The organism is Thalassotalea sp. SU-HH00458 (assembly GCF_040362795.1).
GTDB lineage: Bacteria > Pseudomonadota > Gammaproteobacteria > Enterobacterales > Alteromonadaceae > Thalassotalea_H > Thalassotalea_H castellviae.
Map to the genome: position 1 here is coordinate 243,973 of NZ_BAABWW010000003.1, position 24,652 is coordinate 268,624.

At 37.2% G+C, this 24,652-nt stretch carries 23 protein-coding genes; 7 read left to right on the forward strand and 16 right to left on the reverse strand.

Going from position 1 to position 24,652, the window contains the following annotated elements; translation table 11 throughout:
* Nucleotides 1-109: 109 nt before the first annotated feature.
* Nucleotides 110-472: a hypothetical protein gene (locus ABXH06_RS06345; RefSeq protein ID WP_311576015.1), complete on the forward strand. Its 363-nt coding sequence runs from the start codon at nucleotides 110-112 to the stop codon at nucleotides 470-472.
* On the opposite strand, the gene ABXH06_RS06350 is transcribed toward ABXH06_RS06345, so the two are convergent.
* The 4 genes from ABXH06_RS06350 to smc form a co-directional block, all read right to left on the reverse strand.
* Nucleotides 469-804 carry a DUF3392 domain-containing protein gene (locus ABXH06_RS06350; RefSeq protein ID WP_311576017.1) on the reverse strand — a complete coding sequence of 112 codons (336 nt, stop codon included), beginning with the start codon at nucleotides 802-804 and terminating at the stop codon, nucleotides 469-471. The genes ABXH06_RS06345 and ABXH06_RS06350 overlap by 4 nt on opposite strands.
* Nucleotides 801-2,852 (reverse strand): NAD-dependent DNA ligase LigA, encoded by a 2,052-nt coding sequence (ligA, locus tag ABXH06_RS06355; RefSeq protein WP_311576020.1) that lies wholly within the window; start codon nucleotides 2,850-2,852, stop codon nucleotides 801-803. Before ligA ends, ABXH06_RS06350 begins: the two co-directional genes overlap by 4 nt.
* Nucleotides 2,853-2,916: 64 nt before the next feature.
* Entirely contained in the window at nucleotides 2,917-4,005 is a 1,089-nt protein-coding gene (gene zipA, locus ABXH06_RS06360) for a cell division protein ZipA (protein ID WP_353517651.1), read from the reverse strand.
* Between the two features lie 14 nt (nucleotides 4,006-4,019).
* Nucleotides 4,020-7,520: a chromosome segregation protein SMC gene (smc, locus tag ABXH06_RS06365; protein ID WP_353517652.1), complete on the reverse strand. Its 3,501-nt coding sequence runs from the start codon at nucleotides 7,518-7,520 to the stop codon at nucleotides 4,020-4,022.
* Between the two features lie 149 nt (nucleotides 7,521-7,669).
* Here smc and cysZ point away from each other — a divergent pair, with 149 nt between their 5' ends.
* Together cysZ and ABXH06_RS06375 are read left to right on the forward strand one after the other, a co-directional pair.
* A complete protein-coding gene (gene cysZ / locus ABXH06_RS06370; RefSeq protein ID WP_311576027.1) occupies nucleotides 7,670-8,428 on the forward strand; it encodes a sulfate transporter CysZ in 759 nt (252 codons plus the stop codon).
* Between the two features lie 141 nt (nucleotides 8,429-8,569).
* Nucleotides 8,570-8,917 (forward strand): hypothetical protein, encoded by a 348-nt coding sequence (locus tag ABXH06_RS06375; RefSeq protein ID WP_353517653.1) that lies wholly within the window; start codon nucleotides 8,570-8,572, stop codon nucleotides 8,915-8,917.
* Between the two features lie 16 nt (nucleotides 8,918-8,933).
* Here ABXH06_RS06375 and ABXH06_RS06380 read toward each other — a convergent pair whose 3' ends face one another.
* From ABXH06_RS06380 to bamJ, 9 genes are all read right to left on the reverse strand, one after another.
* Entirely contained in the window at nucleotides 8,934-9,068 is a 135-nt protein-coding gene (locus tag ABXH06_RS06380; RefSeq protein WP_353517654.1) for a hypothetical protein, read from the reverse strand.
* Nucleotides 9,069-9,232: 164 nt separating this feature from the next.
* On the reverse strand, nucleotides 9,233-9,517 hold the full coding sequence (locus tag ABXH06_RS06385; protein ID WP_353517655.1) for a hypothetical protein: 285 nt from the start codon (nucleotides 9,515-9,517) through the stop codon (nucleotides 9,233-9,235).
* A 123-nt stretch (nucleotides 9,518-9,640) separates the two neighbouring features.
* On the reverse strand, nucleotides 9,641-9,811 hold the full coding sequence (locus ABXH06_RS06390) for a hypothetical protein (RefSeq protein ID WP_353517656.1): 171 nt from the start codon (nucleotides 9,809-9,811) through the stop codon (nucleotides 9,641-9,643).
* Nucleotides 9,812-9,934: 123 nt separating this feature from the next.
* Nucleotides 9,935-10,411: a transcription elongation factor GreA gene (gene greA, locus ABXH06_RS06395; RefSeq protein ID WP_311576037.1), complete on the reverse strand. Its 477-nt coding sequence runs from the start codon at nucleotides 10,409-10,411 to the stop codon at nucleotides 9,935-9,937.
* Nucleotides 10,412-10,528: 117 nt separating this feature from the next.
* Complete coding sequence (gene carB / locus ABXH06_RS06400) at nucleotides 10,529-13,747, reverse strand: carbamoyl-phosphate synthase large subunit (protein WP_311576039.1); 3,219 nt, start codon at nucleotides 13,745-13,747, stop codon at nucleotides 10,529-10,531.
* 33 nt (nucleotides 13,748-13,780) lie between these two features.
* Nucleotides 13,781-14,911 carry a glutamine-hydrolyzing carbamoyl-phosphate synthase small subunit gene (gene carA, locus ABXH06_RS06405; RefSeq protein WP_311576041.1) on the reverse strand — a complete coding sequence of 377 codons (1,131 nt, stop codon included), beginning with the start codon at nucleotides 14,909-14,911 and terminating at the stop codon, nucleotides 13,781-13,783.
* A 258-nt stretch (nucleotides 14,912-15,169) separates the two neighbouring features.
* Nucleotides 15,170-15,973: a 4-hydroxy-tetrahydrodipicolinate reductase gene (gene dapB, locus ABXH06_RS06410; protein WP_311576043.1), complete on the reverse strand. Its 804-nt coding sequence runs from the start codon at nucleotides 15,971-15,973 to the stop codon at nucleotides 15,170-15,172.
* Nucleotides 15,974-15,994: 21 nt separating this feature from the next.
* Entirely contained in the window at nucleotides 15,995-16,429 is a 435-nt protein-coding gene (locus tag ABXH06_RS06415) for a DUF6841 family protein (RefSeq protein WP_353517657.1), read from the reverse strand.
* A gap of 114 nt (nucleotides 16,430-16,543) precedes the next feature.
* Nucleotides 16,544-17,158 carry a BamJ family beta-barrel-assembly machinery protein gene (gene bamJ, locus ABXH06_RS06420; RefSeq protein WP_311576047.1) on the reverse strand — a complete coding sequence of 205 codons (615 nt, stop codon included), beginning with the start codon at nucleotides 17,156-17,158 and terminating at the stop codon, nucleotides 16,544-16,546.
* Nucleotides 17,159-17,481: 323 nt separating this feature from the next.
* Between bamJ and ABXH06_RS06425 the strand changes: the two genes are divergently transcribed.
* Nucleotides 17,482-18,807 carry a Na+/H+ antiporter NhaC family protein gene (locus ABXH06_RS06425; protein WP_311576049.1) on the forward strand — a complete coding sequence of 442 codons (1,326 nt, stop codon included), beginning with the start codon at nucleotides 17,482-17,484 and terminating at the stop codon, nucleotides 18,805-18,807.
* Between the two features lie 67 nt (nucleotides 18,808-18,874).
* Here ABXH06_RS06425 and bamC read toward each other — a convergent pair whose 3' ends face one another.
* The gene (bamC, locus tag ABXH06_RS06430; RefSeq protein ID WP_353517658.1) at nucleotides 18,875-19,969 is read right to left on the reverse strand and encodes an NlpB/DapX family lipoprotein; all 1,095 of its coding nucleotides are present in this window, start codon (nucleotides 19,967-19,969) and stop codon (nucleotides 18,875-18,877) included.
* A gap of 276 nt (nucleotides 19,970-20,245) precedes the next feature.
* Between bamC and ABXH06_RS06435 the strand changes: the two genes are divergently transcribed.
* Together ABXH06_RS06435 and bcp are read left to right on the forward strand one after the other, a co-directional pair.
* On the forward strand, nucleotides 20,246-20,773 hold the full coding sequence (locus ABXH06_RS06435; RefSeq protein WP_311576053.1) for a glycine cleavage system transcriptional repressor: 528 nt from the start codon (nucleotides 20,246-20,248) through the stop codon (nucleotides 20,771-20,773).
* Nucleotides 20,774-20,804: 31 nt separating this feature from the next.
* Nucleotides 20,805-21,278, forward strand: coding sequence for a thioredoxin-dependent thiol peroxidase (bcp, locus tag ABXH06_RS06440; protein ID WP_311576056.1), 474 nt, complete (start codon nucleotides 20,805-20,807; stop codon nucleotides 21,276-21,278).
* An 80-nt stretch (nucleotides 21,279-21,358) separates the two neighbouring features.
* On the opposite strand, the gene ABXH06_RS06445 is transcribed toward bcp, so the two are convergent.
* Together ABXH06_RS06445 and ABXH06_RS06450 are read right to left on the reverse strand one after the other, a co-directional pair.
* Nucleotides 21,359-22,435 carry an AI-2E family transporter gene (locus ABXH06_RS06445; RefSeq protein WP_353517659.1) on the reverse strand — a complete coding sequence of 359 codons (1,077 nt, stop codon included), beginning with the start codon at nucleotides 22,433-22,435 and terminating at the stop codon, nucleotides 21,359-21,361.
* On the reverse strand, nucleotides 22,435-22,665 hold the full coding sequence (locus tag ABXH06_RS06450) for a sulfurtransferase TusA family protein (RefSeq protein ID WP_311576063.1): 231 nt from the start codon (nucleotides 22,663-22,665) through the stop codon (nucleotides 22,435-22,437). Before ABXH06_RS06450 ends, ABXH06_RS06445 begins: the two co-directional genes overlap by 1 nt.
* A 502-nt stretch (nucleotides 22,666-23,167) precedes the next feature.
* Here ABXH06_RS06450 and bepA point away from each other — a divergent pair.
* The gene (bepA, locus tag ABXH06_RS06455) at nucleotides 23,168-24,628 is read left to right on the forward strand and encodes a beta-barrel assembly-enhancing protease (protein WP_311576066.1); all 1,461 of its coding nucleotides are present in this window, start codon (nucleotides 23,168-23,170) and stop codon (nucleotides 24,626-24,628) included.
* Nucleotides 24,629-24,652: the final 24 nt, after the last annotated feature.

Genomic DNA, 24,652 nt, shown 5'->3' on the forward strand with positions numbered 1-24,652 from the left:
TTATGCTCTTTTTTACGTTGAGTTTCATTTGCTTATTTATACTTAAATTAAGTGATTGGAAAACTGCTAAGATAATCATAGCACTTTTTAATAAGGAAAAGCCTGACAAATGAAGCTTTGGTTCAGCCCTGAAGTATTTAACACAATCGCAATTTCTATTTCAGAATATCGCTGGAATTTATTGGCTTGGAGTGTTTTTTCGTTTCTACTCTTTATGGTATTACAACATCAAGTGACACAAACAACGCCAACATTACTCATTTGGTTAGCAATATTTGTCTTGTTTTCAGCGCTGCAAACTCTGGTCATCGCATCGTTTATCTTTTTCTTTCAAGTATTACCTTCTTCCAAAGTACAAAATACCCAATGGTACAAATTTTACCGCTCAATTGAATGGTGCGAAACCATACTCTTTGGCATTATTTTACCGGTTCCAACGCTGTTATTTATATATGCGTTTATAACCATTTAAATGTGGCGTTGCTTTTGCGCATATAGCCCCAGTGCAATAAAGATTACACTGACTACAGGTAGAATATAAAGATTGGGGATTTTTGCTAATTGCAGTGATAATAGTCCAGTTAACCAGACCGTGATTAAGCCATAACCTACGGCACAAACCACGATAAATATTATCGTGCGAATAATAAAATGTTGTTTACGTACTAACTGCTTAATAACATTATTAATATCATTACCAAATATCACTAATATTGTGGCAATAATTGCTAACGCACACTGGTACTGATAAGGACGAAACCAAACGCCTAATTCAATAAGCGAGCTACTGATCACTTCACTCATATACCAATACCATGCTCTTGTAATAAATTAAGCATATCTTGCTCGGATAGCACTTTGACACCTAAGTCTTGTGCTTTGGTCAATTTAGAACCGGCTTTTTCTCCTGCGACTAAATAATTTGTTTTTGCAGAAATACTGCCTGAAACTTTAGCCCCAAGTGATTGTAAATGCCCTTTGGCCTCACTGCGTCCCATTTGACTTAACGTACCCGTTAAAACAAAAGTTTGATTCAGTAACGGTTGTTGATCTTCACTTTTCACTTCAATCGTTGGCCAAGACATAATATTTTCAAGTTCATTCACCACTTCAACATTATGTGCTTGTTGAAAAAATGAAACGATGTTTTGCGCAACTACGGCTCCAACATCGGGCACTTGCTGTAAGCTTTCTATATCAGCAATTTTTATTTTTTCAAAAGTTAAAAAGTGTTGGGCTAAATTCGCAGCCGTAGTTTCACCCACTTCACGGATCCCCAAAGAATAAATAAACTTAGCTAACGTCGTTTGTTTCGCCTTTTGCAAACCTTGGATAAGGTTTTGTGCAGACTTTTTCCCCATTCTTTCCATCGTACTAACATTAAGCTCTGTTAAGCTAAACAAGTCAGCAGGCGTTTGAATAAGTTTTTCATCAACAAGTTGTTCTACTAACTTATCGCCTAAACCATCGATATCAATCGCTTTTCGAGAAGCAAAATGTTTGATGGCTTCTTTTCGTTGTGCACCACAAAATAGGCCGCCGGTGCAACGCAGTACGGCTTCACCCTCAAGTCGTAAAACTGCTGAACCACAAACGGGGCAAGATTCAGGAAAATAAATATCGACCGCATGGCTTGGGCGTTTATCGAGAACCACACTAACAATTTGAGGGATAACATCACCTGCTCGTCGAATAACCACAGTATCGTTAATTTTAATCCCTAAGCGATTAATCTCATCTTGATTATGCAACGTAGCATTACTGACGGTCACCCCGCCAACAAATACTGGTTTAAGGCGCGCAACGGGCGTTATTGCTCCCGTTCTCCCCACTTGAAATTCAACATCTTCTAAAGTGGTTAACTCTTCTTGCGCAGGAAATTTATAGGCAATCGCCCAGCGTGGTGCTCTAGCCACAAAGCCTAGTTTTTCTTGCAAGTTAATGTCATCGACTTTAAATACCGTACCATCAATTTCATAACTTAATGCTTGACGATTCGTGAGAATATCTTGATAAAAGGCTTCAACTTCTCCAGTGTTTTTCAAAAGCTTTACTTCTGGACACATAGGTAAACCTAACGTTTTTAACTGGCATAAACGTTGATAATGAGAGTTTGCTAACCAAGATTGGCCATTGTCTTGTTCATTTTCTCCGCCGACATAACCTATACCGTAGGCATAAAACGCTAAGTTACGTTTGGCGGTAATTTTTGAGTCTAATTGTCTTAAACTACCCGCAGCTGCATTACGCGGGTTTGCGAAGGTTTTCTCAGCTTTTTTAATGGCTGTGGCATTGAGCTGTTCAAAACTTGCTTTTGGCATAAACACTTCCCCCCGCACTTCAAGAACAGGTGGATAATCATCGCCTACTAGTTTAAGTGGGATAGACTTAATCGTACGGACATTTTCAGTAATATTTTCACCTGTTGTACCATCACCACGGGTAGCCGCTTGCACAAACACGCCGTTTTCATATCGAATACTAACCGCTAAACCATCCAATTTTGGCTCTGCACATAACGCATAATCCTGCGTAGATTTCAGTCGGTCTTGAATTCGTTTGTCAAATGCTTGCCATTCTTGCGCTGAAAAAACATTATCCAGTGACAACATAGGGACTTGATGAGTAACTTGAGTGAACGCTTTTAAAGGTGCGCCGCCAACTTTTTGGCTTGGCGAATCAAGAGTTTTTAATTCAGGAAATTCAGTCTCAATTTCAATCAGTTCACGCATAAGCCGATCATATTCGATATCGGGAACACTTGGCTCATCTAAAACATAATATTGATGATTGTACTGATTAAGCAGTTCATGAAGGGCTATTATTCTTTTTTTTGCGGGTGATTCAGTCATAGTTTTTAATTCTTAACGTTAGGTCTCTTAATAGATACAGTTTAAAAGACCCAACTAAAATAGGTTAGGCAGAAGCGATACGGTTTCTACGTTCAAATTCTCGTATTTTACCAATATAGTGTTGTTCCGTTTGTTTGGTCATCACACTGCGTTTGTCATCCAATAACTGAGCGTTAAACTCCATCGACAATTGTTTAGCTGCCGACATCATTTGAGCAAAGACTTCAAAAGGGTCACCTTCATTCGGTAAGGTCATAAATAACGTAACCCCTTGTGTATTAAAGCTTTCAATTTCATCCAAATCAAACGTACCAGGGTTCATCATGTTCGCTAAACTAAAAGTTACTTTTCCATTGCCAGCATTATCTTCATGGCGATGAAAAATATCCATATCACCAAAACGTAATCCTAAAGTGAGTAAGGTAGGTAATAAAGCAGCGCCTGAAATATTATTGTTCTCCGGCATCACCACTGACACGACAATAACTTCGGGATCGATCGCTTTTTTATTTTCCTTTGCAGCACTTTGTGTGGACTGGTCATGTGCGGAAGAGGAAGTAGATAATTCCTCATTTTCTGTCTGTTCAATATCACCACCAAAGTTAATTTCCATTTGGTTACGTGCTAACTTTTCTTTCGTTGTTTTTCGTCCACCTTTAGCTTTAGATTTAGCCGTTGGTTTGATCGATGGTTTTTGTTGTTCTACAGGCTGCTGATAAACAGGCTGATCTATTTGAATTTGTTCAGGAGCAAGCTCACTAGTTTGCGCCGGATGTGGCGTATTCACTTTAGGGGGTTGTTCTGATATATCCGACAGATCTCCTAACGCAGGTTCAAGTGCTGGTTGCTCTGCACTCGGTTTTTCAACATCTATTGGTAATGGCTCTTCATCAAAAGAAGGTGCAGGCGCGGCTTCAGATGGAATTTCATTATCATTTAACGTGTTTACGCCAATAACTTTTGCTTTGCCAACTCCGTCTTGATCAAAGCCTGAACCATCAAAACCTCGAGTTTGTGGCTCAACTTTTTCATTTTTAGCTTTTAGCTTATAGGGGTTTTTATTTTTTCTAATTGTCCAAAAACCATGGATAAAGATAGCCGCTATGATAATAGCGCTGATAATAATTAAAACGTTTCTGAAGTTATCTTCCATTACCTAGCCTATTTTTATGATACTTCTGCCATAGCAACTGCTTCGTCAATATCGACCGCAACCATTCTTGAAACACCGGCTTCAACCATAGTTACTCCCGTTAAATGTGAAGCCATTTCCATGGCAATTTTATTATGACTAATATAAATAAATTGTACGGTTTGTGACATTTCTCTGACTAAATTACAAAACCGACTGACATTTGCGTCATCAAGTGGCGCATCTACTTCGTCTAACATACAAAACGGGGCTGGATTTAAACGAAAAATAGCAAAAACCAATGATAATGCGGTTAACGCTTTTTCTCCACCCGATAATAGATGAATCGTACTATTTTTTTTCCCTGGGGGTCTGGCCATTATCGTAACACCGGTATCTAATAAATCATCACCAGTCAGTGTTAAATAAGCTTGACCTCCACCAAATACTTTAGGAAATAAAGATTGTAAGTCTTGATTCACTTTATCAAACGTAATTTTAAATTTATGTCGACTTTCTTTATCTATTTTATCTATCGCTGATTCTAACGTTGAAATAGCTAAATTTAAATCCTGATCTTGTTGATCAAGATAGTTTTTTCGCGTTAATTGCGTTTCAAACTCTTCAATTGCTGCTAAATTAATCGCTCCCAGCATTTGTATGTCTTTTGCTAGCTTAATCAGTTGCGCTTGCCACTGTGATTCGCGAGCATTTTCTGGCATTGCTGCTTGTACAGATTGAACCGTTTGCCCTAATTCATGTAATTGCTCTAACGCACTTTGTGCTTTTAAACGATAACTTTCTCTGTCGAGGTGCAATTGATTAAGCGATTCTTTTAATGAATTAATAGCTTCAACGGTGACACGTTGTTTTTGTTCGCTTGATTGGATCACTTCATGGGTGTCACTTAACGTGGCTTGTGCTTTATCAAGTTGATTATCTAGGCTTACGAGCTCTGATAACCAAACTTGTAATTGTTTTTCATCAGCTTGTAATGGACTAATCCCTGCATCATGCATTTGTGCATGTTGATTTTGCTGTGCAGTAAGTTGTCGGATATTTTCTTGAAAACGAACAATATGCTGTTGACATTGGCTTTCAGCATTTTTGGTTTTTTCGATCGTTAATTCAAGTTGATGCTTTTCAGTCGTTAAAAACGATAGTTGCTTCTGAAAATCTTGTGCCTCTTGCTGTAATTGTTGCAGCTTCTGGGTTTGTGCTTGAATTGAAGTATTGTTGGCTACATCAGCTTGATGACTCGATGTTTTATCAGCCGATAATGAAGCTTCCAATGCTTCATAAGATCCCAAAGTTTCTTTTATGGTTTGTTCCAGTGATAACTGTTCAAGCTGCAATTGTTGATGTTGTGCTTGCTGTGTTTCTTGTTTTTGTTTATTCAAAGCATGCAACTGATTTAAATCGACCAACTGTTGTTGACGTTTATTGATCTGATGTTTGATTTCATCCAGTTGAGTAGTAATAGTATTCTGTTCTTTCTCCAAGCACGATATTTGTTTTACATGTTCATCGTATTGCTGATTTAACCCCGATAAAGCGTGTTCATTTTCAGCTAACGTTTCAGTATGGCTAAAGTGATCATTTTTAGCCGTAAATATACCTCGATGGATAAAATGCTGACTTAACCAAATACCTCCGGGACTTATCACCGACTCGTGTTCTTTAAGTTGAGGTAAAAGTGCAATAGCCGCTTGATAATCACTGGCGATCCTTATTTGATTTAAGATGTTATTGATCGCCTCACTTCCTTGCACTTTTTCAGCTAAGGTATTGGCTTTACTTTTGTTAGCTATTTGATGATTTAACAATAAAAAGGAGGAAGGACTGTTTTCAAGACTAGTTAAATTTAAAGGGAACTCTTCAATAAAAAGCGCTTGTAATTTATGTGACAACACCATTTCAACCGCTAACTCCCAGCCTTTAGCAATAGATAACTTACTCTGCAGTTCACCAAGCATGCGAACATTATGTTTATCCAGCCAGCTTGCTTGATCTTTTTGCCAGTCGTGTTGCTGTGCCAATTTTTTAGTTAATTGGTCAATTTCTCGAACTAAAGCCGCCCTAGTTCCAGCAATATCACTTTTTTCTTGGTTTAACTGTAATATTTTATCTTGGTGTGCCTGCTTTTGAGTTAATAAAGCTTGTTGCTGTTGGTACAAATGGTCGCGTTGTTCCGTTAAGCTAGAAAGTGAGTTTTCATCATCTTCAAGGTTGTTTGTCATTTCGGTCGTTAACTGAGTTAATTGTTCAACGACCACCGCCAATCTTGATTTTTTTTGCTCAATAGTTTCAGTCAGTTGCGCTTTTTTTCTGGTTTCTTCTAGTAACAGTTGATTTTGGTGTTCTTGCTGCTGATGGTAGGCTTGAACTGTTTGTTGCTGCTTTGACAACATTTCTTGGCACTGTTGATATTGCTGATTTAGCTCCGTATATTCTGCTGTTATTTGCAAATATTGCGGTTGTAAAGCATCAAGCTTATCTGTGTATGTTTTAAGATTTTCTTGCTCAATTAATAACGATTTTTGTGCTTGGCTTATTTGTTGTTGATGAACTTGATTATCTTCTAACAACTTTTTCTGTTGTTGCTGTTGGTGTTTAATTTGCTGTTCAATTCGTGCCGTATTATTAATTAAAGTAATCTTTTGTTGCTGTAATGCTTGAATAGACTCGTTGGCAGATTGATAATTTTGCTTTGCGGTAAATAAAGCGATTTCATCACTTTTTTGTAATGATTCTTTTTGCGTGATTTGCGCCTGAAAGCCTTCGATACGAGATTGATTACTGTTATATTGTTGATCAAATTTTTGCCATCGTAATACCGCCAATTCTGCTTTGATTTTTCTTTCTTGAGCTTTTAAGGTTTTAAAACGTTTTGCCGCTTCAGCTTGTTGATGTAATTTATCGAGCTGCGTATTCAATTCTGATCGAATATCAAACAATCTCGCTAGATTCTCACGTGTGTGTCGGATCCTATTTTCAGTATCTCGCCGACGCTCTTTGTATTTTGATATTCCAGCAGCTTCTTCAATAAAAATGCGAAGCTCTTGAGGTTTAGATTCGATTAAACGTGAAATAGTCCCTTGTTCAATAATCGCGTAACTACGCGGTCCCAAACCAGTTCCTAAAAAGATATCCGTAATATCTTTACGACGACATTTAGTCCCATTTAAATAATAAGAATTTTGACTGTCGCGATTTACCACACGACGAATAGACACTTGATTTCTATCCGCCATCGAGCCTTGGATGCGCTCAGCGATATTATCAAATAAGAGTTCAACACTAGCTTGGCCGACAGGTTTTCGAGTGGCAGCACCATTAAAAATAACATCTGTCATGGCATCGCCACGTAAATTTTTTGCTGAGCTTTCCCCTAACACCCAACGTACAGCATCAATAATATTCGATTTACCACAGCCATTTGGGCCAACAATAGCCGTCATTTGCTGTTCAAATGGCACTTTTGTTGGATCCACAAAAGATTTAAATCCCGCCAATTTGATGTGCTTTAATCGCATGTAGTCAGCAAACCTAATATGTATTGTTTTAGTGGTGATTAATGACTTTATCAGAATTTGTTTTAGTTTGTAACAACTGACAACTTCTCACATTACATTAATAGCACTATAATCAATATTTGAACTTAACTAGTTAAAAAACAAACTAAATGTCATTACAAATTCAACAACCGTTTGCCAAAAGTGGCGCTGGCTATTTTATCAAGGGCTTCGATCTGATCAAATTAAAAGGGATCAAACGTTTCGTTTTTATCCCCTTGGTCATCAATTTAATCTTATTTAGTGCTGCCTTTTATTTATTGATCGAGCAACTCGATGTATATATGCTCGAATTACAAAACTGGTTACCGGAGAGTTTATCTTGGTTAACTTCTACTGTTTGGTTAATCAGTTTATTATTTTTATTAGTGATGTTCTCTTTCGTTTTTAGCTCTGTAACGAATTGGATAGCCGCCCCTTTCAATGGCCTCCTTGCAGAAAAGATGGAAGCTTTGTTAACAAAAGATACGCCTCCGCCTGGCTCAGCTATCGACATCATTAAAGATGTACCTCGAACATTAAGCCGTGAATGGTGTAAATTTCGTTATTATTTACCAAGAGCTATTGGTTTTTTTATACTTTATTGGCTTCTACCGATAATTGGTCAAGTGTTATGGTTTTTATTTTTAGCTTGGATGATGGCAATACAATATAAAGATTATCCCTTCGATAATCATAAGATTAATTTTAATGAGATGAAATCGGCCTTAATAAAACAAAAAGGCTTAAGCTATAGTTTCGGTATTACGACGGCGGTTTTTTCGATGATCCCACTTATAAACTTAGTGGTTATGCCCGTTGCTATTTGCGGTGCTACGGCACTTTGGGTTGACCATTATCGAGATGACTTTATTAAATCAAATCAGTAACTGATTATTATATGAACGAATTTTTAATAATGTCGTCCGTTCATATAAAATATAAAACAAACAATACATTGCTACTTTATAAACAATGTTTTAGTTTGATCAACTATGTTAATAAAAGCCCATTGCTTTGGAGACAAACCCATGAATAATCAAAAACACTTTATAATGATATTAATGAGTTTTCTGCTATGTTTACCTTCCATAGAAAGCCAAGCACAAGAAGCGAATAGCAACTACGCTATTCCCTTTATGGATGATGCTAAAATTTTCGCGCAGTTTACCCATGAATTGCCAGCAGTCATGAATTATTTTACCGCTCATACGGAACAAGAGATCATTGCGTTTTATGAAAGTAACTTCGGAAAAGCAACCAGTAGTGAGCTAAAAAGAGAGAGATTAACACTATATTTCACTCATCATGATAAACAACTTAGGGTGATAATTTCTCAACAAGATAAGAAAAATCAGGTAGATATTCTATTAAGATAAGTCTCAGGGACTCAACTTAATGTTTGGCTGCTTGGGTAACTAAACAATTTTCGCGGGTCGCCATCTGTTTCAGCAACGTTTTACTTTCATCGCTTATTTGCGGGTTATCTAAAAGAATAACGTCTCTTTCATGACGATTAAATTGCTGCAAAATATTTGCACTTATCGGATGCTCTTTGAACAATTGCTCAAAACTGCCGTCTTTTACTGCTTGCTGTAAGCCATACTCTAGGCGTGCAGCTAAACGTTTATTTGCTTTACTGACAAAAAAGAAAAAAGGCGAATCATAATAGAATAAAAATCGCTTTTCGATAGCTAACTCTGGATATTCAATAACTTCAGCTCTCGCTTCATGTAATGACGGAAATAATCAAAGCGCTCTTTTGCTAACATTTCAAAAAGACTTTCATCTTCTGTGGAAGTCGTTAAGTTAAATTGATTTGAGCGCAAAATAATACTATCAGGCCAATCTTCACCTTGTCCTGCAAAAAGTAATTTTAATTGGTCGTTATTGTCTAATTGATCAAACCTTGTTTGTTGGCCTTTTTTAATTAATGAGATGCGACAACCAAATAAGCCTTTAAACAATAGGAAACGCACGGGTAATAACCTCTGCTCCCTTTTTTTAGAGGCTACCATCCAGTACAAGTTAACAAATTTATTCTCTTGAACAAGTCTCAAATTATGAGCTTGACTCGTACCTGCCTCCACTTTATTTACTATTTAAGCACCATATTTATCTTCAGATTTATTCAGAGCGAGTGTTAAAACTTCTTCAAAGTAATTTTCAGTCGATAAGTATGTCTGACCCGACCAAGGAAAATTGATCACATCGTTAGCAAAAGATAATGATGAATAAAAAATTACCGTTACCAATCGTATTAACACCTTCATTTAATTACTTTTCCTGATTAAAAAAAACAAACATCTGTTAAATCATAATAGTTAAATTTAGCGATAAAAAAAGCACCGCTATCGGTGCTTTCATATGAAATAGAAATTAAGCCGTGTTAATGATTAAATATGATCAACAGCAATAATTTCGTATTCAACTAACCCGCCGGGTGTTTTAATTTCAATCTCAGTGTCTACTTCTTTACCGATTAAGCCACGTGCGATCGGAGAATTAACTGAAATTCTGTTATTTTTAATGTCAGCTTCATCATCGCCAACAATTTGATACTTCACTTCTTCATCCGTATCAATATTAAGCAAAGTGACGGTAACACCAAAAATAACTTTACCGTTATTAGGAATTTTTGAGACATCAATCACTTGTGCGTTACCTAATTTCCCTTCAATCTCTTGAATTCGGCCTTCACAAAAACCTTGTTCTTCACGTGCAGCATGATATTCAGCATTTTCTTTCAAGTCACCATGTTCACGGGCATCAGCAATATCATTGACAATTCTAGGACGTTTAACGGTTTTGAGGTAATTAAGTTCTTCACGCAAAGCATCAGCACCTTGCACAGTCATTGGAAATTGATTCATTATAATCCTTACTACATTTAACGATAAAGGCGGCTATACATAAAGCACAACCACCTTTATTTATATGTTTTGAAAGCTTAATTTTCAATACGAATATTGTTATCAAGCTTATTTATTTTATTGACACTTTTTGTGTAATTCTTGAATAGACGTTACTGTATTTCTATCGTCTGCAGCATGCGCTTGACAAGCAGCAAACGCAGCATTTAACGTTGTCGTATAAGCAACTTTATAGCGTAATGCTCCGCCGCGCAAGACTTTAGAGTCTTCAATTGCTTTTCGACCTTCAGTGGTGTTAATAATATAACTATATTCTTCATTCTTAATCCTATCAAGAATATGTGGGCGACCTTCATGGACTTTATTAACTAAACGACATGGAATATTTGCTTCACCAAGAATAACTGCAGTCCCGTGAGTGGCATCTAATTCATACCCTAGTTCAACCATTTGTTTCGCTAAATCAACAACACGTGCTTTATCACTATTGCGAACTGAGATAAGGGCTCGACCTGATTTAGGTACTGAAACACCAGCGCCTAAGTTTGCTTTGGCGTATGCCTCTTCAAAAGTTTTACCCACCCCCATGACTTCACCCGTTGAGCGCATTTCTGGACCAACTAATGGGTCACTGCCGTGGAATTTGTTAAATGGAATAACCACTTCTTTCACTGAAAAGTACGGCGGGATCACTTCTTTTGTAATTCCTTGCTCTTTCAGTGACTTACCAGCCATAACACGCGCACCGACTTTGGCTAGCGGTACAGAAGTTGCCTTTGAAACAAAAGGGACTGTACGAGCAGCACGAGGGTTTACTTCTATAAGATAAACCTTGCCATCTTTAACCGCCATTTGTGTATTCATTAAACCATTAACGCCTAATTCAAACGCTAAATCAGTAACTTGTTTGCGCATCACATCTTGCACTTCTTGGCTTAAACTATAAGCAGGTAATGAACATGCTGAGTCACCTGAGTGAACACCTGCTTGTTCGATATGTTGCATAATACCGCCAACAACCACATCAGTGCCATCACACACCACATCGATATCTACTTCAATCGCATCATCTAAAAAGTGATCAAGCAAAACAGGAGAGTCGTTAGAAACACTTACCGCTTCTGTCATATAACGACGTAAATCATCTAAGTCGTAAACAATTTCCATTGCTCGGCCACCTAAAACATAGGATGGGCGAACAACCAGCGGGAAACCAATAGCTTCAGCTTTTGCCATTGCTTCATCTAATGACGTCACTGTTGCATTTTCAGGTTGTAATAAATTTAAACGATCAACGGCTTGTTGAAAACGTTCTCTATCTTCTGCTCTATCAATGGCATCTGGTGAAGTACCTATGATAGGCACGCCAGCCGCTTCTAATGCACGCGCTAATTTAAGTGGCGTTTGACCACCATATTGTACGATGACACCTTTGGGCTTTTCTATACGAACAATTTCTAACACATCTTCAAACGTAATCGATTCAAAATATAATCTATCAGACGTGTCATAATCGGTAGAAACCGTTTCAGGATTACAGTTCACCATGATAGTTTCGTAACCGTCTTCACGAAGCGCTAATGCCGCATGAACACAACAATAATCAAATTCAATGCCTTGACCGATACGGTTCGGGCCGCCACCTAAAATCATGATTTTATCATTATTGGTTGGTGCAGCTTCACACTCTTCATCATAAGTAGAATACATGTAGGCCGTGTCAGAACTAAATTCAGCTGCACAAGTATCCACTCGTTTATAAACAGGAAAGATTTCCGCAGTGTGACGTTTTTTACGTACTTCTGCTTCTGCAACCCCAATTAATGAAGCTAAGCGTGAATCGGCAAAACCTTTGCGTTTTAACTGACGCAAGTACTCTGGTGTCAATACTTTTAAGCCACCTTCAGCCACTTTCGCTTCTTCAAGAATAATATCTTCAATTTGAACTAAGAACCAACGGTCAATTTTCGTTAAACGGAATACATCATCAACCGATAATCCTAGTCGAAATGCATCAGCAACATACCAAATTCGATCAGCGCCCGCTTCTTGCAATTCGTGCATTATTTTCGTTTTAGCACCAGGTTGAGTAACATCTACCATAGGATCAAAACCACTTACGCCTACTTCAAGACCACGCAATGCTTTTTGTAATGACTCTTGTTGGTTACGCCCAATTGACATGACTTCACCCACTGACTTCATTTGGGTCGTTAATCGGTCTTCTGAGCCAGCAAATTTTTCAAAGTTAAAACGAGGAATTTTGGTAACAACATAGTCAATGGTTGGCTCAAATGAAGCCGGTGTTGCGCCACCAGTAATATCATTTGATAACTCATCAAGGGTATAACCTACGGCAAGTTTCGCGGCAATTTTAGCAATAGGGAAACCTGTTGCTTTAGACGCAAGTGCTGATGAACGTGAAACACGAGGGTTCATCTCAATAATAACCATACGACCTGTATTTGGACAAATACCAAATTGAACGTTTGAACCACCCGTTTCAACACCAATTTCACGTAATACTGCAATCGAGGCATTACGCATGATTTGATATTCTTTATCCGTTAAGGTTTGCGCAGGAGCAACCGTAATTGAATCGCCGGTATGAATACCCATAGGATCAAAGTTTTCAATCGAACAAATAATGATACAGTTATCATTTTTGTCGCGAACCACTTCCATTTCATATTCTTTCCAACCGATTAATGATTCGTCGATCAATAACTCAGAGGTTGGTGAAAGATCTAAACCCCGTGTACAAATTTCATCAAATTCTTCACGGTTATAAGCGATACCACCACCGGTTCCACCCATAGTGAAAGAGGGGCGAATAATACAAGGGAAACCTATACGTTTGGACGTGTCGTGTGCTTCTTCCATACTGTGAACAATTTCAGCGCGAGGACATTCTAAACCAATGTTTTTCATTGCTTTGTCAAAACGTTCACGGTTTTCTGCTTTATCAATTGCGTCAGCGGTCGCCCCAATCATTTCAACGCCAAACTCCGCCAAGACACCTTTTGCTTCAAGCTCTAATGCACAGTTTAATGCAGTTTGACCACCCATCGTAGGTAAAACGGCACAAGGGCGTTCTTTCTCAATAATTTTACGAACAACTTCCCAATGAATTGGCTCGATGTATGTCGCATCGGCCATTTCTGGATCAGTCATAATAGTGGCTGGATTCGAGTTAACTAGTATAACGCGGTAACCTTCTTCACGAAGTGCTTTACAAGCTTGTGCGCCAGAATAGTCAAATTCACATGCTTGACCAATTACAATTGGTCCAGCACCTAAGATCAAGATACTTTTTAAATCAGTACGTTTTGCCATTTTTCAATTCTCTCTTATATCTTGGTTAAGTGCTTAAGCTTTTGATGCTTTGATTAAATCAATAAAATGATCAAACAAAGGTGCAGCATCATGCGGTCCGGGGCTCGCTTCTGGATGTCCTTGGAAACTAAAAGCGGGTTTATCGGTTAAATGAATGCCCTGAATCGAATTATCAAATAATGACTTATGCGTCACTTTAATATTGTCAGGTAAATTATTTTCATCAATCGCAAAACCATGGTTTTGTGCAGTTATCATCACAACATTACGTTCAAAATCTTTCACCGGATGGTTACCACCATGATGACCAAACTTCATTTTCAATGTACTTGCCCCACTAGCTAGTCCAAGTAATTGATGACCTAAACAAATACCAAAAATGGGGATGTCGGTTTCTAAAAAGGATTGAATTGCTGAAATAGCATAATCACATGGCTCTGGATCACCAGGACCGTTTGAAAGGAAAATGCCATCAGGGTTCATGGCTAAAACATCAGCCGCAGGAGTTTCTGCAGGCACTATGGTAAGTTTACAACCACGGTCAACCAACATACGTAAAATATTACGTTTAGCACCAAAATCATAAGCAACTACATGAAAATCGTTATTTTCTGGTGTGATATGCCCTTTTCCTAACTGCCAACTTCCTTCTGTCCATAGGTATTGTTCTTTAGTAGAAACAACTTTTGCTAAGTCCATTCCTTTTAAACCGGGGAAGTCTTTAGCTTGAGCTAAAGCAGCTGATTCATCTAGTGAATCGCCGGCTAATATGCAGCCATTTTGTGCACCTTTTTCACGAAGAATACGGGTTAATTTACGTGTATCAATATCCGCTATCCCAAGAATATTTTTCGCTTTTAAGTAATCGCTTAAGTTTTGTTCATTCCTAAAATTACTCGCTAATAATGGTAAGTCACGAATAACTAGGCCTTTAGCCCAAATAGTACTAGATTCTTCATCTTCACTATTAGTCCCTGTGTTACCAATATGTGGATAAGTTAGCGTAATAATTTGTTCTGCATAAGATGGGTCGGTAAGAATTTCTTGGTAACCAGTCATTGAGGTATTAAATACCACCTCACCAACTGCTGCCCCGTCTGCACCGATAGCGGTGCCTTTAAAAACAGTGCCGTCTTCAAGCACTAAAATTGCAGATTTAGTCAATTTAACCTCCGTAAAGAAGAAGTAAACTTAACGAAGAAACAACTAAACTTCATTCATTAAGTATAAAAGCGATACACATAAAAAATGCCAAAAATTTGTTTATCATCCCTTGAATAATTCAGAATCAATAAATTTTTGACAAAATCCACTTATTTTACGCTTATATTACATATTCGTCCAGTGAAAAATGTAAAAACTAAGCGTTTAATTGTTTTTTAACCTAAAAGCATCATAAACAACACTTTCATAAAATTATAATTACTTTAAACCTAAAACATCTTGCATGTCATAAAAGCCATTTTCAGCATCATTTAACCAAAATGCGGCTCGCATTGCGCCCAAAGCAAAAGTCATGCGTGAACTTGCTTTATGGGTAATTTCTAGTCTTTCACCTAAGTCAGCAAAAAAGGCAGTATGCTCACCCACGATATCCCCGGCTCTAACCGTTGCAAAACCTATGGTGTCACGTTTACGTTCCTCTGTTATCCCTTCTCGACCATAAACAGCAACTTTATTCAAATCACGGCCTAAGGTCTCAGCGATAACTTGCCCCATTTTAACGGCAGTGCCAGACGGTGCGTCTTTTTTAAAGCGATGATGTGCTTCAAAAATTTCTATATCAGTATAGTCGCCAATTGCCTTTGAGGTAATTTCTAATAGTTTAAACATTAAATTAACGCCAACACTGGTATTGGGTGCTAAAACAAGCGGTATATTTTCAGCTGACTTTTCAATCAATTTAACTTGTTCATCGTTAAAGCCTGTCGTGCCAATCACTATCGCTTTATTGTGTTGCTGACACCATTTAATATTTTCTAATGTTGTTTCAATTGAGGTGAAATCAATAAAGACATCAGCATCAAGTAATTCATTAAGGTCCGTTGAGGTTTGTTTACCTATCGCGCCTATTCCTGCTAATTCGCCTAAATCAAAATGAACAAAAGAGGATGAAGAACGAACAGAGCCACCAATCAGTTCAACCGACTCATGTTCAATAGCCGCTTGAATTAGATTACGACCCATTCGACCACTACAACCTAAAATGGCAACTTTAACTTTCATATTTTTTCTCAACTTTTTCTTTTATTTCAATTTTGACAATTGCGCTGTTATGTTTTCAGCTAACGCTATGCTATTGGATAATTCGTGTGACACTACACTCATTATTTTAAATTCTTCAACTATTTTAGTGATATGATAAAACGCACAAAAATCAGCAAATACTTCACCGTTTTCATCAATAAATACCCAGCTAATACATACATCAACCGCATTATTGACTGATTTGCTATATGTCGCCTTAGTCATGTTAATGTCACTGACTTTTGCTTGCTGTAACATTGTGAAAATGGCTAAAAACTCTTGTTCAAAGGCTCGGTCATCTGCAAGGTATGCAACTTTATCGGGTGTATGCAATACACAAGGTAATTGATAACACTGTTTCAACTTTGTTAAGTCATAATACTTAAACGCGGTCAAATACTGCTGAAATAAGTTTTCTAATGCCGACTCAATCATTTTCACAAACATCCATGCTTTATTTTTATCAATAAACTTTTATAACTTATCAAACTATATTATTTAAATTCATTCATAAAAAAGCCCTCAACGGAGGGCTTTAAAAATAACTGGTTAGCTAACGATGGCTAACAACTCAACGTCAAATACCAAGGTTGCGTATGGAGGAATTGCACCTTGAGAGCCACGCTCACCATAAGCTAAGTTATAAGGTACATATAAACGCCACTTAGAACCTTCTGTCATTAATTGTAAAGCTTCAGTCCAACCTGCGATTACGCCACCCACTGGAAATTCAGCTGGTTGACCGCGATCAACAGAACTGTCAAAAACATCACCATTGATGAAAGTACCGTGGTAATGAGTTCTTACCGTGCTTGAAGCTGATGGTTTTTCGCCTTCACCTGTCGCTAATACTTCATATTGCAAACCTGATTCAGTTACGGTTACTTCATCACGCTTAGCATTTTCAGCTAAATAAGCTTCGCCTTCAGCAGCTTTAACTTTAGCTTCTGCTTGCTCTTGTTCTTGTAATTTTTTCGAAATAACAGAGAAAGCTTCGTTTAATAATTCATCAGAAACTTGACTGTCAGCATTTGCAATGGCATCAGCAATACCTGCTTGCACTGCAGCTACATCAAATTCTTTAAAAGGGTTATTACGTAGTTGATCACCTAATTGACGACCTACACCGTAACTTACGCGTTGTTCGATAGTTTCAAAAGACATATTATTCACTTATATTTTCGCCGACTTTGCCAATTGAATAAACAAAGTTAAGGGCGAGTACTAAAAAATTCGCGAAAGGATAGCATAAACACAGCCTTCTCTGTAGTGTGTTTTGCTGAGAATTTGTTATTTATTATAATTTTTTTCTTGTTCTGTAGTTTTAACATTCCGTTAATTCGAAACTTTTTTCATTTTAGCTCTTTGTTTGAATGAGCCACAGGAGCACTTTTGCGATGATAATGTAATAATCTTCATAGACTTTTTCTCAAATTACTTTATTGTTTTCCATAATTAAATCGATAAAACACTATTAGAATTGACTCATGACAACATCTGAATTAAAAAAATCTCCTAAAGCGGAGCGTTTAAGTAGTTTATTTCCCTTTGCCGTATTTTTAGGTCTGTTTTTAGGAACCGGCGTTGTACTTACTTTGCAAGGAGTAGACTTTGCTTTTTACCAATTACCCGCCAGTATTGCGATTATTCCCGCCATTTTAGTTGCAATTTGGCTTGGTAAAGCCCCAATAAGTGAACAAATATCTCAATTTATTCAGGGAGCTGGCCATCAAAACATTATTACAATGTGCATCATTTATTTGTTAGCGGGTGCTTTTGCTACCGTGGCTAAAGCCACAGGAAGTGTCGACGCGAGTGTTCAACTTGGCTTATCACTCTTTCCTGATTATCTATTATTACCTGGATTATTTTTAGTCGCCGCTTTCATCTCTACAGCGATGGGCACTTCTATGGGGACAATTGCAGCGATAGCACCTATCGCACTCGGTTTTATTGAATCGGCAAATTTAGACGCCAGTATTATCGCAGGCGTCATTATTTCAGGGGCAATTTTTGGAGATAACTTATCGATAATATCTGATACAACAATCGCCTCAACACGAAGTCAAGGCGCTCAAATGAAAGACAAATTTAAAGTGAACTTTAAGTTTGCCATTCCCGCCGCCATTATTTGCCTTATTATCTTTGCCAGCTTAGGAGTGTCGATTCCTCATGAACAAATCAATGATATTAACGTCGTCGGTTTAATTCCTTACATAGTTATTTTAGTGTTAGCTTTATTAGGCGTTAATGTGTTCTTAGTGCTGATTATTGGTATCGTACTCGCCGCTGGTGTTGGCATGTTTACTCAAGGGTATCAACTGAGTACTTGGGTGAAGGATATTAATACCGGCTTTGGCAACATGCAGGACCTCTTTATCTTAGCATTGTTTATCGGCGGCTTAAGCGAACTGATCAAGCAACAAGGTGGTTTAGCTGCTTTAACCCATAAAGTAGAAAACCTTGCTCGTAAACTTAGTCCTAATAATAAAAAACGTGCAGCGGGTTTAGGAATAGCAAGTTTGGCATTTACTTGTAACTTTTTTACGGCAAACAATACGGTTTCTATCATCGTTACCGGAGAAACTGCGAAAAATTTAGCGAAAGATGGCGAACTTTCACCTGCACATTCAGCCAGTATTTTAGATATTTTTGCTTGTATCAACCAAGGTTTATTACCCTATGGAGCACAAGCACTGCTATTAGGCACTACCTTAAAGATATCGCCAATTGAGGTTGTTTCAAGTGCTTTTTATCCGTTGATTCTTTTCGTAGTCGCGAGCATTGCTTTTTGGCGTGTGACTAAAAAATAATGCTTTTTCAAGTATCCAGATATAAAAAAACCAGTCAGTTGACTGGTTTTTTTTTATGGTTTAACTATTAAAACGTATCCCTGAAAGATAATGCTTGCTCCATAACAGGGAAAATGAATTCCAGCTTATCATTAGGAAGTACATTGCCTTGAGCATCAAAAATAGTTACCGTAGTTTGTTCTTCATTTTCACCGTTTGGTGATAAAACAAATTGATAGCGTTGATCATCAAGTTCAATAATTGGCTGTTGATCACCCCAAATTTTATCCCATAAACTGATGCTTGGTTTCTCATAGTCAACGTAATAAATTTTCTTAGTTTCATTCAGATCAGCCACTTTAAAACCGTGATCTTCAAAGAAGATAGGCATATTGGCCCACAACAAATCTAATTCCATTTCTACAATATAAGTCGGTTCATTTAACTTATTCGTGCCAATGGTGACTAGTTTTTGACTTGCTCTAAGTAAACGATTATCACGTTGTTGTTTACGGTATTTAAAATCAACTTGCGCAACAATTTCGTTTAACATCGCCATTTCAGCACGTTGCTTATCAAGTTGATTCATCTCTTTTGAACCACCTGATTGATCCGTTTTCATGTAATCAACTAAAGAAACAATCACAGCAACACTTCGGCCATGTGGTTTAGTTTCAAACTGATATCTAAAACGTAAACTTTCTGTTGACTCCACTTCTTCAAACAACCAAAATCCCGATTGTTTTTCACGGTTATACCACTGTGATTCGTAAATTTTATTTTCAGCATCGATAACTTCAATGCCGACACCGTCAGAAGCTAATTGCTCTTCAATCGCTTGATAGATAAAAACCTGTAAATCTTTATCCTCTAATACTTTATCAAACCAAATTTTAGCTTGATTACTATCTCCTTCAATACGAGAAGAAGCCGCAATAGGTAACACAAGTGACGGTGCTCGCACATCCACCTCTTCGCCGATTGGACCTTGACGATTGATATCATCACGAACGACATACGTTTGAGGTTGCTCTGGTGCTGATAATCCTGATGGAATATTTAACTGTTGAGGCTCAGGTTGACTAGCATAGTCAAAATCACCACCTGCCTGTTTATTATTAACTGTACTACAACCTGCAATAGCAAGGCTGAGCAATGAAAAATAAAAAATATTACGATTCATTAAAACTCCCGCGGATAACATCTGAATCTTTTTTTGTTTTAGAAAAACTAGTTAACAATTTTTGATGACGATTGATTAAGTGCAGAGATAGACGCTTTATAAGAAATAAAGTTCATTTTCTTCGTTAATTTAAAACTTCACTACAAGTTGTTCAGCTTTCATTTTATGCGCTACATGGTACTTGCCCCTAAAAACAAACACAAGAATAAATGCGGATGTCATTGCGCTTTATTTACGCTACAATATCGCACTTTTTTAAAGCAGAGGAGGTTAATAATGTCTCAATATCTAGTTCTCACAGTCATGGGCGCTGACAGAACAGGCAGCGTAAGTAGTTTAACCAAGCTTGCAAGTGAATGTGGTTGTAACATCGTAGATAGCCGAATGGCGATTTTTGGATTAGAGTTCACCATGATAATGTTGCTTAATGGTACCAGTAAAGCTATTAGCCAAATTGAAAGTAAACTACCAGCTGTTGCCTTAAAACGTGAATTAATCACTATGATGAAACGAACGTCTGACTACAAACATCAAGAATTTACTGAACATTATCAAGCAGAATATGCGGGTATAGATCAACCGGGCTTATTAAAAGCTATGACGGCTTTTTTTGCCGCTAGAAATATCGATATTTCTTCACTTAAATCTGAAATAAACCCGCAAACCAATCAAATGAATGCGGCAATTCAAATTGCGTTAACCAAAGAAACTACCATTGAAGCACTAGAAAAAGACTATTTTGATCTCTGTGATCAAATCGATGTTCAAGGTACCATCACCAAAGTTAACTCAAATTTTTTATAGGTTTAAATAAAGCAAATTACAAAGGACAAAAATGAATACATTAAAGGCTGGCGATAGCGCACCATTATTTTCTTTATTAGATGAAAACAACCAAACCGTTTCATTAGCCGATTATATTGGCAAAAAACAAGTACTTGTATATTTTTATCCAAAGGCTATGACGCCAGGCTGTACAGTACAAGCACAAAACTTAAGAGACAGTAAAGCGGAATTAGAAAAGCTTAACACCGTCGTCTTTGGTATCAGTCCTGATGAAACAAAAAGATTAACAAAATTTTGCCAACGCGATGAATTAAATTTTACGCTATTGTCTGATGTTGATCATAAAGTTGCAGATGATTTTGGTGTTTGGGGTTTGAAAAAATTTATGGGTAGAGAATACGATGGCATACATCGTTTAAGTTTCTTAATAGGCTTAGACGGTAAGATCAGTCACGTTTTTAATAAATTTAAAACTAAAGATCATCATCAAGTTGTTTTAGATTATTTACAAGCAAACAACTAAGTAATAGCTTACTCGTTTACTTAACGAGATTACGAAAGACGGTAAAATTATTTACCGTCTTTTTTATATCAGCCGTTAACTTATTCAGGATTAGAAGCTTCAGCACTCATCGTTGATGACGGCCAAGCATTTAACACAGCTTTTACTAAGGTTGCTAATGGAATGGCAAAAAACACTCCCCAAAAGCCCCATAGCCCACCAAACAAAATGACCGCAATAATAATAGTGACAGGATGCAGGTTTACCGCTTCAGAGAATAATAAGGGCACTAATAAATTGCCATCTAATGCCTGAATAATGCCGTATGCGAGCATCACATAACCAAATTCAGCACCAACTCCCCATTGAAATAGAGCCACTAATAACACAGGAAATGTCACTATTGTCGCCCCTACATAAGGCACTAGCACAGACAAACCGACTAAAACACCTAACAGTACCGCGTAATTCAATCCCAAAATAACAAACGCGACCGTCGAAGCTGTACCGATAATAAGGATCTCAATAACTTTACCACGAATATAATTCATAATTTGCTGGTTCATTTCATCACTGACTTGCGATGCCATTTTTCTATCTTTTGGTAGAAACTGGCTGAAACCTGCAAGTAATTCTTTTTTATCTTTCAAAAAGAAAAACACCATAAGCGGCACTAAAATGAGATAAATCAATAACGCCACGATATCTGAAATAGAATTTAAAGAAGCTTTTAAAGCCACTTGCCCCCATTCAATTAACTTATCATTGACTAAAGTGATCACAGACTGAATTTGTTCTGCTTTGATATATTCAGGGTATTGTTCTGGTAAAGTTAATAAATAGGTTTGTCCCTGAGAAAGCATCTGCGGTACTTCTTGAATTAAATTGGAACTTTGTTGCCATATCACAGGCATTAAACCTAGAAAGCCTAACAAAGCCACACCGACAAAAGCGACAACAATGATCACCGTAGAAAACCTGCGAGATAAGCCGAAATTGCCCAGTCTATTAACCGGTAAGTCGAGTAAAAAGGCAATCGCTATCGCAACAAAAACAGGCATTAATAAGCTACTTAAAAAGTAAATGGCAAGAAAAGCCATCAACAAAATAACAACAAGCGTTACCGCATTAGGATCGGAAAACTTTTGCTTGTACCATTGAGAGAAAAAAGAAACCATTATAATAACTTACCTGTTTTTATGTGAAATTCGACTATTGAATTATCCAGTTGTTGTTGCGTATACTGATAACCTTTTGCAGTGAGGTATTTGGGAATATCAGATTTAGAACCTAGATCAGCTAAGCGAATGATACAAGTATCTTGAGCCTGTAATTTTTTTAACAGCACTCGCATTTTTACTAAAGGTAAAGGACATTTGTCTTTACTGGCATCATACTGATAAATCATGTACTAAACATTCAACAACACTTTTGCCTGATTATCTATTTTGCGTCGGTTAATTACAATCAAGTTTTCGATTTCTGTTGATATTTTTCGTAAATATAGCGTGTTTTCATAACGTCGTAATAAGAGGAAGGTTAACCGATTAAAATTTCTAAAACAGTGAGAGAATTTTACTGATTAACGGTCTTATTTAATTCACCCTTGTGTTATATACAGCGAGTGAAAGACTGAGTAACGTATAAAAAATTGAGCATTATCTCAGTTAAGCTTAACAAAAGGCTTGTTTACTTTGTTTGACGGCAAAAATTCTCGCAACAATATGTTGCAATATGATGAGAAATACTCTGAACTTCATTGGTAACTTATAGTCGAAGTTTAGAATACTTGGATAACTTAAAACAACAACCCGAAGATAAGCAATAATATTGACATATTACGCGACTATTTAACGAACAAATTTTACTTTTAATAAAAGAATTACGGAACTTATCCCTTGGTAAAACTATTGACATTACTTAACACCTTTTTATTTGTTTTTTTATTATCAACCCCCTACAGTCATGCTCAGCAGGTCAATGGTAAAAATCATGGCCGAAATAAATTACCTGAAATTGGCGCCGCTGGATTCAGCGCCTTATCTATTGATAAAGAGCAATTAATCGGTAATGCCATGATGAAACATCTTCGTGCATCGCAACCTATTGTTAATGACCCTGTTTTAATTGAATACATTAATGATTTGGGCAACAGAATGGTACGAAATGCTCAAGACGTTCATTACAATTTTGAGTTTTTCTTAGTCAATAATAAAGAGCTCAACGCGTTTGCCTTTTTTGGCGGACATATTGGGATTCATACCGGGCTAATCACTACAGCTGAAACTGAAAGTGAATTGGCTTCAGTTGTTGCACACGAAATATCACACGTTACGCAACGCCACCTTGCCAGAAAAATGGAAGCACAAAATCGTAACCAACCGCTGACAATGGCTGGCATGATCTCAGGCGTATTACTGACCTTAATTAACCCTACTGTTGGTATGGCAGCGCTTAGTACGAGTATGGCAGCTTCACAACAAGCTTCAATTAATTATACCCGCACCAACGAAAAAGAAGCAGATCGTGTAGGCATTCAATTGCTGGCAAACAGTGGGTTTGATCCTATGGGCGCACCAAACTTTTTTAGTAAAATGGCCGAGCAATATCGTTATAAAAGTAAACCTCCTGCGATGCTCCTGACTCACCCATTACCTGAGTCGCGTATTTCAGAAGCGAGAGTTAGAGCTCAAAATTTTCCTGCTCGTCAAATACGGGCAAGTTTACAATTTGAATTAGCAAAAGCCCGATTAAAAGCCAGATATGAAGGTAATGCACAAGATAATATTAAGCGTTATTTAATTGAGATAGAAAAACAACGCTACGTTTATAAAGAAGCAGCGCAATACGGCTTGGCCATTGCTTATTTTGAAAATGAAAATTATGAAAAGTCACATGAAATCATTAAGTCACTTCTGACAAAAGATCAAAATAATTTATTTTATATTGATCTTTTCACTGACCTTCATATTAAAGTTAAAAACTTTCCCCCTATTCTAGAACGGTTAGAGAAACTGAACCTATTAATGCCCAATAATCAAGTGGTTGCATTGAATTATGCTAACGCTTTAAATGAGGCAGAAAATTATCAAGCCGCTGAAATTTTGTTACAAGACTTCCTGTTAGTTCAACCAAACAACTTTATCGCACACGACTTACTCACTGATACCTATAAAAAACAAAATAAAATGGCGATGATGCATGCGACAAAGGCTGAAGTATTTGCATTATTAGGCGCTTATCCAAGAGCAATAGATGAGCTACAAACCGGTTATAATTATGCAGATGATAAACCTTTAGTGAAAAAACGTATTAAAGCACGTATCATTCAACTCCAAGAACAAGAAAATAAATTAAAACGACTAAATTAATGCTCTCTGCGTACGTTAACAACT